Genomic DNA, 13,943 nt, shown 5'->3' with positions numbered 1-13,943 from the left:
CTCGGCGCGGGGTGGCACACGCCGGGGAGATGTGCCGATGATCAGACCATGAAGTAGTACAAGAAGGCGAGAAGTCACCGAAAGAGGGGCACGCGGGTCCCGCCGCGGAGTCCGCGCGCACGAGATGCCGGTGAGAGGGAATACGGCAGGCCTCACCCGGCGCTGACGATCCTCGGAGGTACGACGATGACATCCACGCCCGGCACCGGAGACGGCGGCCACCGCGTCGAGCGCGACTCCATGGGCGAGATGAGGGTCCCCGCCGACGCGAAGTGGCGGGCGCAGACGCAGCGCGCCGTCGAGAACTTCCCCATCTCCGGGCAGCGCATCGAACGCGCGCACATCGAGGCCCTCGCCCGGATCAAGGGCGCCGCGGCGAAGGTCAACGCCCGGCTGGGCGTGCTGGAGGCGGATGTCGCCGAGGCGATCCAGGAGGCGGCCGCCGAGGTCGCCGAGGGCCGCTGGGACGACCACTTCCCCGTCGACGTGTTCCAGACCGGGTCCGGGACCTCGTCAAACATGAACGCCAACGAGGTGATCGCCACCCTCGCGAGCGAGCGGCTCGGGCGGGAGGTGCACCCCAACGACGACGTCAACGCGTCCCAGTCGTCGAACGACGTCTTCCCGTCGTCGATCCACGTCGCCGCCACCGCCGCGGTCACCCGGGACCTCGTCCCGGCACTGGAGCACCTCGCGCACGCCCTGGACGGCAAGGCGCAGGAGTTCGCCGACGTCGTGAAGGCCGGGCGCACCCATCTGATGGACGCGACGCCCGTGACGCTGGGCCAGGAGTTCGGCGGGTACGCCGCCCAGGTGCGGTACGGCGTCGAGCGGCTGACCGCCTCTCTGCCCCGGCTCGCCGAGCTGCCCCTGGGCGGCACCGCCGTCGGCACCGGCATCAACACCCCGCCCGGCTTCTCGGCCGCCGTCATCGAGGAGGTCGCCCGTGTCACCGGGCTGCCGCTCACCGAGGCGCGCGACCACTTCGAGGCGCAGGGCGCCCGGGACGGGATCGTCGAGACCAGCGGGCAGTTGCGGACCGTCGCGGTGGGACTGACGAAGATCGCCAACGATCTGCGGTGGATGGCGTCCGGACCGCGCACCGGACTCTCCGAGATCTCCCTGCCCGACCTCCAGCCCGGGTCCTCGATCATGCCCGGGAAGGTCAACCCGGTCGTCCCCGAGGCCGTGCTGATGGTCTGCGCCCAGGTGATCGGCAACGACGTCACCGTCACCACGGCCGGCGCCTCGGGGAACTTCGAGCTCAACGTGATGCTGCCCGTCATCGCCAAGAACGTGCTGGAGTCGATCCGGCTGCTCGCCCGCGCCTCCCGGCTGCTCGCCGACCGGACCGTCGCCGGGATCACCGCCCACCGGGACCGGGCGCGCGAGTACGCCGAGTCCTCGCCCTCGGTCGTCACACCGCTGAACCGCTACATCGGCTACGAGGAGGCGGCCAAGGTCGCCAAGAGGGCGCTGGCCGAGCAGCGGACCATCCGTCAGGTGGTGCTGGAGAGCGGGTACGTCGACCGCGGGGACCTGACCGTCGAGCAGCTCGACGAGGCCCTGGACGTCCTGCGGATGACGCGCCCGTGACCGGGGCAGCCCCCGGGACGTGAACCGTGACGCGCGCCGCAGCGTCGTCTGTGCGGGACACCTAATATCTGTGCATGGCAGACGACGGAGCGGTGAGAGACGTGAAGACGGGCGGTGCGACGGCCTACTGGGCCCCCGGAAGCCGGATCCTGTGGCGTTACCGGGAGAACGGCGGCACGCGCTTCCACATCGCGCGTCCCGTGACCGTCGTCCGTGACGACCCGGAGCTGCTGGCCGTGTGGATGGCGCCCGGCACCGAGTGCGTCAAGCCCGTGCTCGCCGACGGCACACCCGTGCACGTGGAGCCGCTCGCGTCGCGGTACACCAAGCCGCGGGCGGTGCAGCGCGACCGCTGGTTCGGCACCGGGGTGCTGAAGCTGGCCCGGCCCGGCGAGCCCTGGTCGGTCTGGCTGTTCTGGGAGCCGGGCTGGCAGTTCAAGAACTGGTACGTGAACCTGGAAGAGCCGCTGGCCCGTTGGGCGGGCGGGGTCGACTCCGAGGACCACTTTCTGGACATCTCCGTCCACCCGGACCGCAGTTGGCACTGGCGGGACGAGGACGAGTTCGCGCAGGCGCAGCGGGACGGCCTGATGGACGCGTCGCAGGCCGAGCGGGTCAGGGCGGCCGGGCGGGCCGCCGTCGAGGTGATCGGCGCCTGGGGCCCGCCGTTCGCCGACGGCTGGCAGCACTGGCGCCCGGATCCGTCCTGGACGGTACCGTCGCTGCCGGAGGACTGGGACCGTACTCCCGCGCACGTGTCCTCATGAGACCCTTGATGCGCCCCGGGGCACAAAACGTAGGATCGTCCTCCGCAAGAATGCGGAGGCACAACTCCGCGAGCGCGAAACGAGTCTGACCGAACGTCACCGAGGGGCGGCAGGACGTGAGCGAGGGGTACCACGGCAACACCCGTGCGGGCCGCAGGCGGTCCGCCGGTGGCACAGGAGCAGCCTCTGACCACGCCGGAAATCCGTTCCTGGGACACGCATTCCGGGTATCGGGTCTTCGGCGGGACCATCTGCGCGCGCGGCGCGCAGCCCCGGACGGACGGATTCGACACGCGTGACGGAGCAGCCGACCTCCTTCGAGCGCCCCCAGGCGGGCGTGGACCCCGCGGACGGCCGTGGGGCGCTCCTGCGTTCCTCCACGCCGCCGCGCGCCTCCGGTGCCGCCGCCTTACCGGTACAGGCCCGCACCGGCGAGCCGGCGGCCTCCGGCGGCCCCGCCGGGCCGCCGCCCCCGGGCCCGGTCACCGGCCAGGGCGCGCCCCTGGCCGCGGGCAACGGGCCGGAGCACGCCCAGCCCTCGGCCGCCGAGCCGGACACCCACCGGCCGCGTCCCGCGCCGGAGGCCGTCGACCACGTACCGGAGCAGCCCGGCGCCCGGACCGGTTCCGCGCAGGAGCGGCCGGGCGGCGAGCGGCGCACCGGGCAGCGGCTGCCGAACGGCGGTCCGCTGCCGATGCGGCGGGACGGGGACCGGCTGCGGTTCGTCGGGGCGGCCACGCGGCGCATCGCGCGCGGCATGGACCTCGACGAGATCGTCATGGGTCTGTGCCGGGCCACCGTGCCGACCTTCTCGGACGCCATCCTGGTCTATCTCCGCGAGCCGCTGCCGGTGGGCGACGAGCGGCCGGTGGGCCCGCTGGTGCTGCGGCTGCGCCGTACGGACCGGATACCGGCGGAGCGCGACACGGACGGGTTCCTGCCCGTCCCCGCGCCGGAGCAGCCGTCGGAGCTGTCGGTGGTGACCAACGAGCTGTGCGAGGTGCGGCCGGGCAGCGCGCTCGGCGAGGTGCTGCGGGGGGTGCGGCCGGTGTTCACGGACGCCTCGCCGGCCCGCGCCGCGCTGGACGAGCTCCTGGGCGAGGCGTCGGAGCTGTCCGTGCCCGACGGGCAGCGCGCCATCCTCGCGCCGCTGCGCGGCCGGCGCCGGGTGATCGGCGCGGCGCTGTTCCTGCGCCGTCCGGAGCGCCTGCCGTTCGAGCCGGACGATCTGCTGGTCGCCGCCCAGCTGGCCACGCACAGCGCGCTCGGGATCGACAAGGCGGTGCTGTACGGCCGTGAGGCGTACATCGCCGACGAGCTGCAGCGCACCATGCTGCCGGAGACCCTGCCCCGGCCGACGGGCGTGCGGCTGGCCTCCCGCTATCTGCCCGCGGCGGAGACCGCGCGGGTCGGCGGCGACTGGTACGACGCGATCCCGCTGCCGGGCAGCCGGGTGGCGCTGGTGGTCGGCGACGTGATGGGGCACTCCATGACGTCGGCGGCGATCATGGGCCAGTTGCGCACGACCGCGCAGACGCTCGCGGGGCTCGACCTGCCGCCGCAGGAGGTGCTGCACCACCTGGACGAGCAGGCGCAGCGCCTGGGCACCGACCGCATGGCGACCTGCCTGTACGCGGTCTACGACCCGGTCTCGCACCGCATCACGATCGCCAACGCCGGCCATCCGCCGCCCGTCCTGCTGCACCTGGGCGGCCGGGCCGAGGTGCTGCGGGTGCCGCCGGGCGCGCCGATCGGCGTGGGCGGGGTCGACTTCGAGGCGGTGGAGCTGGACGCGCCGGCCGGCGCGACCCTGCTGCTCTACACCGACGGGCTGGTGGAGTCGCGGCTGCGGGACGTGTGGACCGGCATAGAGCAGCTGCGCGAGAAGCTGGCCACGACCGCGCAGCTCACCGGCCCCGACCACCCGCCGCCGCTGGAGGCGCTGTGCGACGAGGTGCTCGACATGCTCGGCCCGGGTGACCGGGACGACGACATCGCGCTGCTCGCCGCCCGCTTCGACGGGATCGCGCCGAGCGACGTGGCGTACTGGTTCCTGGAGCCGGAGGACGCGGCCCCCGGCCGGGCCCGCCGGCTGGCCCGGCGGGCGCTGACCCGCTGGGGCCTGGAGGAGCTCACCGACTCGGTCGAGCTGCTCGTCAGCGAGGTCGTCACCAACGCGGTGCGCTACGCCTCGCGTCCGATCACGCTGCGGCTGCTGCGCACCGACGTGCTGCGCTGCGAGGTCGGCGACGACGTGCCGCAGCTGCCGCGGCTGCGGCAGGCGCGCGCCACGGACGAGGGCGGTCGCGGTCTCTACCTGGTCAACCGGCTGGCCCGGCGCTGGGGCGCCACCCGGCTGAGCACGGGAAAGGTGGTCTGGTTCGAATTGAACCGGGGCTGAGGGGTACGCGGCCGGAGCCACCCCGGATCGGGACTCGATCTGGACTCGGTCCAAATGTTGCCGACGTCATGACGGCGGAGTTGACTGCTGGGGTGAGCGAAGCGACCTGATGACTCTCTCAAGCCGGGAGGACGCTCGTGACGCAGCAACCCCAGAAGGCCCCGTACACCACGAACAACGTCGGCGTTCCGGTGGAGAGCGACGAGCACTCGCTCACCGTCGGACCCGACGGCCCCATCCTGCTCCAGGACCACTACCTCATCGAGAAGATGGCCCAGTTCAACCGGGAACGGGTCCCCGAGCGCGTGGTGCACGCCAAGGGCAGCGGCGCGTACGGGTTCTTCGAAGTGACCAACGACGTCAGCCAGTTCACCAGGGCCGATCTCTTCCAGCCCGGCAGGCGCACGCCCATGCTGGCGCGCTTCTCGACCGTGGCCGGCGAGCAGGGCTCCCCCGACACCTGGCGCGACCCGCGCGGCTTCGCGCTGAAGTTCTACACCGAGCACGGCAACTACGACATGGTGGGCAACAACACCCCCGTCTTCTTCGTCCGTGACACGATCAAGTTCCAGGACTTCATCCGCTCCCAGAAGCGCCACCCGGTGACCGGCCTGCGCGACAACGACATGCAGTGGGACTTCTGGACCCTCTCCCCCGAGTCGGCGCACCAGGTCACCTGGCTGATGGGCGACCGGGGCATCCCGAGGACCTACCGCCACATGAACGGGTACTCCTCGCACACCTACATGTGGATCAACGGCGGGGGCGAGAGGTTCTGGGTCAAGTACCACTTCAAGACGGACCAGGGCATCGACTTCCTCACCCAGGCGGAGGCCGACGAGCTGGCCGGTTCCGACGCGGACAAGCACCGCCGCGACCTGTTCGAGGCGATCGAGTCCGGGAACGCGCCGAGCTGGACGCTGAAGGTCCAGATCATGCCGTTCGAGGACGCGGCGGACTACCGCTTCAACCCCTTCGACCTCACCAAGGTGTGGCCGCACGGCGACTACCCGCTCATCGAGGTCGGCCGGATGGTCCTCGACAAGAACCCCGAGGACTACTTCGTCCACATCGAGCAGGCCGCCTTCGAGCCGTCGAACATGGTGCCCGGCATCGGCCCCTCGCCGGACAAGATGCTCCTCGGCAGGCTGTTCTCCTACCCGGACACCCACCGCTACCGGATCGGCCCGAACTACGCCCAGCTGCCGCCGAACCGGCCGCACGCGCCGGTGAACTCCTACGCCAAGGACGGCCCCATGCGGTACGAGCCGTCGAAGGCGGCCCGGCCCTACGCGCCGAACTCCTACGGCGGCCCCGCGGCGGACTTCGGCCGCTTCGGCGAGCCCGCGAGCTGGCACACCGCCGGCGAGCTCGTCCGGGAGGCGTACAAGCCGCACCGGGAGGACGACGACTGGGGGCAGGCGGGCACGATGGTCCGCGAGGTGCTGGACGACGCGGCCCGGGACCGGCTGGTCTCCAACGTCGTCGGCCACCTCCGGCAGGGTGTGTCCCGTCCGGTGCTCGACCGGGCACTGCAGTACTGGCGGAACATCGACAAGAACATCGGCGACCGGATCGCCACCGAGATCAACGGCGGCTGAGCCGGCCGCACGCACGGCGGCGACCCGCAGCGGCCGCCCGCGCACGAGTGAGGGGCACCCGGTCCGGCCGGGTGCCCCTCACTCGTGGCTCACTGCCCGCTGTTCTGCTGACCGCCCGGGTCGAACGGGTTGTCCGTGACGCCGGCCGTCGGCCCCTTCGTCGTCGGGGACTGGGTCGGTGTCTGCGTGGGAGTCCGGGACGGCGTCTGCGACGGCGTGCCGCTGGGCGTCCGGCTCGGCGCCTCGGACGTCGGCGGCGCGCTGGTGCTGGGGGACCGCGACGGCGTCCGGGACGGGGACGGCGTGTCCGAGGGGGTCGGCGTGGGCTGGACGGCCGCGCCCTGGGTGGTCTCGAGGTCGAAGGCCGCCCCTCCGGTCACCCCGAAGGTGTAGTCGGCCCAGATCTGCGCCGGGTAGCCGCCGCCGTTGACGCGGCCGCTGCCCGGGAGGAGTCCCGTGGCACCGGTCAGGCCGACGTGCCGGTACGGCGGCTTGGGCTGCTCGCCGAAGAGGCCGACCGAGGTGACGAGGTCGGGGGTGTAGCCGGTGAACCAGGCCGACCGGTCGAAGTCGGAGGTGCCGGTCTTGCCGGCGACCTGCTGCCCGTCGCGGGTGGGGTTGTCGGCCACCGACGTCTTCGCCGTGCCGTCGTCGACCACGCCGGTCAGGACCGAGGTCACCGTGTCGGCGGCCTCGCGACTGATCACCTGGTCGCCGATCGGGTCGGCCGGCTTGACCACGCGGCTGCTCTGCTCGGCCTCCTTGACGATGCTCGGAGTGACCTTCCTGCCGTGGTTGTCCAGGGTGGCGTAGATCCCGGCCATCTCCAGCGGGCTGGCCCCCATGGAGCCCAGGGTCTGCGCGGGTACGGCCTGCATGCCCTTGGTGTCCATGCCGAGCTTGCCGGCGACCTCCATCACCTTCTCCATGCCCACGTCGACGCCCATCTGCGCGAAGACGGAGTTGACGGACTTGTTCATCGCCGTCTGGACGGGGATGGGGCCGTAGTCGACCTCGTCCTCGTTGGGCGGGCCGAAGCCGACCTTGCGGCCGTGGTCGACGACGTCGCGCCCACTGGTGCCGTCGTAGATCGTGCTCGCGCCGATCGGGCGGCCGTCCTGCGTCGTGGCTCCCTCCTCCAGGGCCGCGGCGAGGATCACCGGCTTGAAGGTGGAGGCGGGCTGGAAGTCGCGCCGGGTCGCGTTGCTGGTGTAGTGCGTGAAGTAGTCCTTGCCGCCGTACAGGGCGAGGATCCTGCCCGTCTTCGGATCGACGGAGACGGCGCCGGCCTGGACGGCCGCGTCGACCGTGCGCTTCTTCGGGTCCAGCTTGCTGGTCAGCCGCGTCTTGACCGCGTTCTCCAGCGCCGCCTGCTTCTTCCGGTCGACGTTCAGGGTGATGGTCCAGCCGCGGTCCTCGACCTCGGCCTCCGCCTGGGACTGGCTGATGCCCTCGTCCTTCATCAGCTTCTGTTCGAGCTGCTTGTTGGCGAGGTCGATCAGGTAGCCCTTCTGGCCCTCCCGCCCGGGGGCGCCCTTGGGGTCCTTGGGCACGGGGAACTTCATGCCCTGGCGCTCGGCGGAGCCCAGCCAGCCCTGCTTGACCATGTTGTCCAGCACGTAGTTCCACCGGGCCTGGGCCAGCTTCTTCCCGGTCGGGCTCGCGGCCGCCCAGTCGTACTGGCTCGGCGCCTGGAGCAGGGCGGCGAGGTAGGCGCCCTGCTGGACGGTGAGCCGGTCGGCGTCGACCCGGTAGTAGGCCTGGGCGGCGGCCTGGATGCCGTAGGCGCCGCGCCCGTAGTAGCTGGTGTTGATGTAGCCCTTGAGGATGTCGTCCTTGCTGAGCTTCTGGTCCACCTTGAGCGAGATGACCAGTTCCTTCAGCTTGCGCGTGACGGTCTGGTCCTGGTTCAGGTAGTAGTTCTTGACGTACTGCTGGGTGATCGTCGAGCCGCCCTGCGCGCCCTTGCCGCTGAGCGTGTTGATCAGACCGCGGACCGTGCCCTTCAGGTCGACTCCGGAGTCGTGGTAGAAGGTCTTGTTCTCGGCGGCGACGAAGGTCAGCTGGACCTTCTTCGGCACCTTGGCCAGGTCCACGCTCTCGCGGTTGACCTCGCCGTCGCGCGCCAGGATCGAGCCGTCGCTGTACTTGTAGACGTTGCTCTCGCGCTGGGCGGCCTCGTTGCCCTTGGGGATGGGCACCAGCAGGTACAGCACGATGAAGCCGCCGATGCCCAGCAGGCACAGGCCGAAGAACGTGCCGAGGATCTTCTTCCAGGTGAACAGCCGGCGTATGCCGCCCTTGCCGGGCTTGGCCTCCCCACGCGACGAGGGCTGCGCCAGCACCGCGCGGTGGCCACCGCGCTGTCGCGCCCGTCGTTCTTCCGCTCGTCCCATGGGTCCGTCCGCTCCGCTTCCTTCTCGGGTGTCACTCGCGTGGGTGACGGAGGTCAGCTCGCAAAGCTAACACCGCCGTCTATGACAAAGGGGCCGCGATCCGCTCTTTTACGGACGTGAGAATCAGCACCCGTCCCAACGGAACCGACGTCCGGAGAGCGCCAAGGGTTGCGAGGATCGGAAAAAGTGATATCACTTAGATAGACTAAGGAGAGCGGCCGCCCGGCCGACCGCTCCGAACCGCAGGAGAACGGGGGACCCCATGTCCGCACACGACCACGCACCCGCCGCCGACATACCCGAGATGCCCGCGCCGCGCGTCCGGGAGTTCCCGGCGCGCAGCATCGGCGGCGGCCTCGCGCTCCTGCTGGGGCTGCTCGGGGTACTGGCCGCCGCCGCCGCGATCGCCGCCTCCGCCGTCCTCACCGCCGACGGCGCCGAGATCGCGCTGGTCGTCGTGGGCGTGCTGGTCGGCGTCGCCTCGCTGCTCGCGATGAGCGGGCTGAACATGGTGGCGCCGGGAGAGGCGCGGGTCGTTCAGCTCTTCGGCCGGTACCGGGGCTCGATCCGCGAGGACGGACTGCGCTGGGTGAACCCGCTCACCTCCCGGGGGAAGATCTCCACCCGGGTGCGCAACCACGAGACCCCGGTGCTCAAGGTCAACGACGCCTACGGCAACCCCATCGAGCTCGCCGCGGTGGTGGTGTGGAAGGTGCGGGACACCGCGCAGGCCTCCTTCGAGGTGGACGACTACCTGGCGTTCGTCGCCACGCAGACCGAGGCGGCCGTACGGCACATCGCCATCGAGTACCCCTACGACGCCCACGAGGCGGACGGGCTGTCGCTGCGCGGCAACGCCGAGGAGATCACCGAGAAACTCGCCGCCGAACTGCAGGCGCGCGTGGAGACGGCCGGTGTGACGATCATCGAGTCGCGCTTCACCCATCTCGCGTACGCTCCCGAGATCGCCTCGGCGATGCTCCAGCGGCAGCAGGCCGGGGCGGTCGTGGCGGCCCGGCGGGAGATCGTGGACGGGGCGGTCGGCATGGTCGAGGCCGCGCTCGCCCGGATCGCCGAGCGGGACATCGTGGAGCTGGACGAGGAACGGAAGGCGGCGATGGTGTCGAACCTGATGGTGGTGCTGTGCGGGGACCGGGCGCCGCAGCCCGTCCTGAACACCGGGACGCTCTACCAGTGACGGATCCCGCCGAGGGGCCCGACCCCGAGCGCCGGCCGCGGCAGCGCAAGCAGGTGCTGCTGCGGCTGGACCCGTCCGTGTACGACGCGCTGGCCCGCTGGGCCTCGGACGAGCTGCGGTCGGCGAACGCGCAGATCGAGTTCCTGCTGCGCCGCGCCCTCGCGGAGGCGGGCCGGCTGCCGGGCGAGGCCGGCCCGCTGCCCCGCCGGGGCCGCCCGCCCGGCGGGCCGCCCCGGCCTCAGTAGCAGAACCGTGACAATCGGCCCCCACCTGTGCCGTCGTACCCGCCGCCACGGAGCGGCCACGGCGTGTATGCACACGGCGTATACACCGTGTGTAGAGTGCGGCCATGTCCATCGGTCACACCCTTCTGGGCCTCCTGGAGTCCGGGCCGCGCCACGGCTACGACCTCAAGCGGGCCTTCGACGAGAAGTTCGGTCACGACCGGCCGCTGCACTACGGCCAGGTCTACTCGACGATGTCCCGGCTGCTGCGCAACGGACTCGTCGAGGTCGACGGCATCGAGGCGGGCGACGGCCCCGAGCGCAAGCGGTACGCCATCACCGAGGCCGGGATCACCGATGTCGAGCGGTGGCTCGCCACACCGGAGAAGCCCGAGCCGTACCTGCAGTCGACCCTCTACACCAAGGTCGTCCTCGCGCTGCTCACCCGGCGCGACGCCGCCGACATCCTCGACACCCAGCGCGCCGAGCACCTGCGCGGCATGCGGATCCTCACCGACCGCAAGCGCAAGGGCGACCTCGCCGACCAGCTCATCTGCGACCACGCGCTGTTCCACCTGGAGGCGGACCTGCGCTGGCTGGAGCTGACCGCGGCCCGCCTGGAGAAACTCCGCGCGGCGGTGACCGCATGACCCGGACGGCACCTCCCCCCGGCTCCCTGCTCACCGCCGAGGACCTGCGCAAGGCCTACGGGCCCACCACGGCGCTGGACGGCGCTGACTTCTCCATCCACCCCGGCGAGGTCGTCGCCGTGATGGGCCCCTCCGGCTCCGGCAAGTCCACGCTGCTGCACTGCCTCGCCGGGATCGTCACCCCCGACTCGGGGACGATCACGTACGACGGCCGGGAGCTGTCGGCGATGAACGACGTCCGGCGCAGCGCGCTGCGGCGCTCGGAGTTCGGGTTCGTCTTCCAGTTCGGCCAGCTCGTGCCCGAGCTGACCTGCGTGGAGAACGTGGCCCTGCCGCTGCGGCTGAACGGCACCTCCCGCAAGGAGGCCGAGCGGACCGCGCTGGCCTGGATGGAGCGGCTGGAGGTCGACGACCTGCGCCGGAAGCGGCCGGGCGAGGTCTCCGGCGGTCAGGGGCAGCGGGTCGCGGTGGCGCGGGCGCTGGTCACCGGGCCGCGGGTGCTGTTCGCGGACGAGCCGACCGGCGCGCTCGACTCCCTCAACGGCGAGCGGGTGATGGAGCTGCTCACCGAGACGGCCCGGTCCGCGGGCGCCGCCGTCGTGCTGGTCACCCACGAGGCGCGGGTGGCCGCGTACTCCGACCGCGAGATCGTCGTCCGGGACGGCAGGTCGCGGGACATGGAGCGGATCGTATGAGGCCGCGACGGGGGCGCCTTCCCGCTCGGGCGGAGACGAGAGCCTGGGGGCGGACCAGGGACCTGGGCATGGGGGTCAGGTTCGCCTTCACCGGCGGACGCGAGGGCTGGGTGCGGGCGCTGCTGACGGCGGTCGGTGTCGGGCTCGGCGTGGCCCTGCTGCTCCTCACCACCGCGATACCGAACGCGCTGGCGGCCCGGCACCAGCGGGAGGCGGCGCGCCAGGACTACACCTACGGCCGGAAGGTGCCGCCGAGGGCCGACGACACCCTGGTGATCGCGGACGTCGACACGCGCTACCACGGCAAGGACGTCCGCGGGCGGCTGGTGGAGCCCGAGGGCGCGCGGGCGCCGCTGCCGCCGGGTGTGACGGCCTACCCGGCGACGGGCGCGATGGTGGTCTCCCCCGCGCTGCGGGACCTCCTCGCCTCGGACGCCGGGAGGCTGCTGCGGGAGCGGCTGCCGTACCGGGTGACCGGGACGATCGGCGAGCGCGGCCTGGTCGGCTCGCACGAACTGGCCTACTACGCGGGCGCCGAGCGTCTCGCCCCGCTGATCAACGGCTCGACGGTGGCCCGGATCGGCGAGTACGGCGAGCCGCGTCCGACGTCCGAACGGACGGACCCGGTGCTGATCCTGCTCGTGCTGGTCGTCTTCGTGGTGCTGCTCATGCCGGTCGCCGTGTTCATCGCGGCCGCGGTGCGGTTCGGGGGCGAGCGGCGCGACCGCAGGCTGGCCGCGCTGCGCCTGGTGGGCTCCGACAGCCGGATGACGCGGCGGATCGCGGCCGGGGAGGCGCTCGCGGGCTCCCTGCTCGGCCTGGTCCTCGGCACCGCCTTCTTCCTGACCGGCCGGCAGATCGCGGGCTCGGTCGAGATCCTCGGCATCAGCGTCTTCCCCGGCTACCTCAACCCCTCGCTCGGGCTCGCGCTGCTGGTCGCCGTCGCGGTCCCGGCGGCCTCCGTGCTGGTCACCCTGTTCGCGCTGCGCGGGGTGGTGATCGAGCCACTCGGCGTGGTCCGTACCGCCAAGCCCGCGCGGCGGCGGCTGTGGTGGCGGCTGCTGCCGCCGCTCGGCGGTCTCGGGATGCTCTCCCCGATGGCCGGCCAGGGCCGCACGGGCGGGGACTTCAACCAGTACCTGGTGATCGGCGGGGTCGTCCTGCTGCTGGTCGGCGTGACCGCGCTGCTGCCGTGGATCGTGGAGACGGTGGTCGCCCGGCTCGGCTCCGGCCCGGTGGCCTGGCAACTGGCCGTGCGCAGGCTTCAGTTGAGCAGCGGCACGGCGGCCCGCACGGTCAACGGCATCGCGGTCGCGGTGGCCGGGGCGATCGCGCTGCAGATGCTCTTCGCCGGCGTGCAGGGCGACTACACCAAGGCCTCCCGCAACGACCTCTCACGGGCGCAGATGCAGGTGAACCTGCCCGCCGGGGTACGCACCGGCCCGGCCGCGCGGGAGTTCGCCGGCACCCGGGGCGTGCGCGGGGTGACCGCCCTGTACGGGGGCAGCCTCGGCGACGCGTCGTGGACGAAGGGGCCGGAGCGCACCGCCGAGGTGACCGTCGGGGACTGCGCGTCCCTGCGCGAGGTGGCGGCGCTGCCCTCCTGCCGGGACGGCGACCTCTTCGTCGTCAGCGGCGGAGAGTACGACACCGACACCCCGGCGCTGGCCGAGCCCGGCAGGAAGCTCTTCTTCGACCCCTCCCCCGCCGGCCACCGCGCGGTCCCGGAGGTCGCCTGGACCGTACCGCGGGGGCTGAAGCCCGCCCGGTCGGTCGAGGACCCGACCGGGGTGCGGCACGGCGGCTTCCTGATGACCCCGCGCGCGCTGCCCGCGGGCGCCGAGGCGTCGGTCGTCGGGCAGATCTACCTCTCGCTCGACCGGTCGGTGCCGGACGCGGTCGAGTACGTACGGAACACCACGGCACGCGTCGCTCCCACGGCGGACCCGATGCTGTGGGCGGCCAGTGAGCAGTCCAGGAAGTTCACCTCCATCCGCACCGGCCTGTTCGTCGGGGCCGCCTGTGTGCTGGCGCTGATCGGCGCGAGCCTGCTGGTGTCGCAACTGGAGCAGTTGCGCGAGCGCAGGAAGCTGCTGTCGTCGCTGGTGGCCTTCGGGACCCGGCGGCGCACGCTGAGCCTGTCGGTGCTCTGGCAGACGGCCGTCCCGATCACGCTGGGCCTGCTGCTGGCGTCGGCGGTGGGGCTGACGCTGGGCGCGGTGCTGCTGCGGATGACGGACACCACGGTCGGCGTGGACTGGGCGAGCGTGCTGACGATGACCGGCATCGGCGCGGCCGTCGTGCTCGTGGTCACCCTGCTCAGCCTGCCGCCGCTGCTGCGGCTGATGCGCCCGGACGGGCTGCGGACGGAGTAGCGCCCGCCGCGCCGGGCCCCTCCCCTCGCCGGGAGGGGCC

General features: G+C 72.3%; 10 protein-coding genes. 9 read left to right on the top strand and 1 reads right to left on the bottom strand.

The annotated features are described in order from the left end of the window. Positions 1 to 186 precede the first annotated feature (186 nt). From ACIPM1_RS04560 to ACIPM1_RS04545, 4 genes are all read left to right on the top strand, one after another. Positions 187 to 1,596 (top strand): class II fumarate hydratase, encoded by a 1,410-nt coding sequence (locus ACIPM1_RS04560; protein WP_402428824.1) that lies wholly within the window; start codon positions 187 to 189, stop codon positions 1,594 to 1,596. Between the two features lie 74 nt (positions 1,597 to 1,670). Next, a complete protein-coding gene (locus ACIPM1_RS04555; protein WP_402428821.1) occupies positions 1,671 to 2,363 on the top strand; it encodes a DUF402 domain-containing protein in 693 nt (230 codons plus the stop codon). 295 nt (positions 2,364 to 2,658) lie between these two features. Next, a complete protein-coding gene (locus ACIPM1_RS04550; RefSeq protein WP_402428818.1) occupies positions 2,659 to 4,764 on the top strand; it encodes a SpoIIE family protein phosphatase in 2,106 nt (701 codons plus the stop codon). Between the two features lie 137 nt (positions 4,765 to 4,901). After that, positions 4,902 to 6,365, top strand: a complete 1,464-nt coding sequence (locus ACIPM1_RS04545; RefSeq protein ID WP_402428815.1) for a catalase — start codon at positions 4,902 to 4,904, stop codon at positions 6,363 to 6,365. Positions 6,366 to 6,454: 89 nt separating this feature from the next. Here ACIPM1_RS04545 and ACIPM1_RS04540 read toward each other — a convergent pair whose 3' ends face one another. Next, positions 6,455 to 8,761: a transglycosylase domain-containing protein gene (locus ACIPM1_RS04540; protein WP_402428812.1), complete on the bottom strand. Its 2,307-nt coding sequence runs from the start codon at positions 8,759 to 8,761 to the stop codon at positions 6,455 to 6,457. Positions 8,762 to 9,023: 262 nt separating this feature from the next. On the opposite strand from ACIPM1_RS04540, the gene ACIPM1_RS04535 reads away from it, so the two are divergent. From ACIPM1_RS04535 to ACIPM1_RS04515, 5 genes are all read left to right on the top strand, one after another. Continuing rightward, entirely contained in the window at positions 9,024 to 9,959 is a 936-nt protein-coding gene (locus ACIPM1_RS04535) for an SPFH domain-containing protein (protein ID WP_402428809.1), read from the top strand. Then, complete coding sequence (locus ACIPM1_RS04530) at positions 9,956 to 10,204, top strand: hypothetical protein (RefSeq protein WP_402428806.1); 249 nt, start codon at positions 9,956 to 9,958, stop codon at positions 10,202 to 10,204. Before ACIPM1_RS04535 ends, ACIPM1_RS04530 begins: the two co-directional genes overlap by 4 nt. 104 nt (positions 10,205 to 10,308) lie before the next feature. Continuing rightward, a complete protein-coding gene (locus tag ACIPM1_RS04525; protein ID WP_356191880.1) occupies positions 10,309 to 10,833 on the top strand; it encodes a PadR family transcriptional regulator in 525 nt (174 codons plus the stop codon). Then, complete coding sequence (locus ACIPM1_RS04520; RefSeq protein ID WP_402428803.1) at positions 10,830 to 11,528, top strand: ABC transporter ATP-binding protein; 699 nt, start codon at positions 10,830 to 10,832, stop codon at positions 11,526 to 11,528. The genes ACIPM1_RS04525 and ACIPM1_RS04520 overlap by 4 nt, the downstream gene beginning before the upstream one ends. A gap of 68 nt (positions 11,529 to 11,596) precedes the next feature. Further along, entirely contained in the window at positions 11,597 to 13,903 is a 2,307-nt protein-coding gene (locus ACIPM1_RS04515; RefSeq protein WP_402428800.1) for an ABC transporter permease, read from the top strand. Positions 13,904 to 13,943 lie beyond the last annotated feature (40 nt).

Origin of the sequence: Streptomyces sp. NPDC086766 (genome assembly GCF_044746005.1) — a bacterium.
GTDB lineage: Bacteria > Actinomycetota > Actinomycetes > Streptomycetales > Streptomycetaceae > Streptomyces.
The sequence above is the reverse complement of the archived record's forward strand: the minus strand, read 5'-3'. Positions and strand labels throughout refer to the sequence as shown.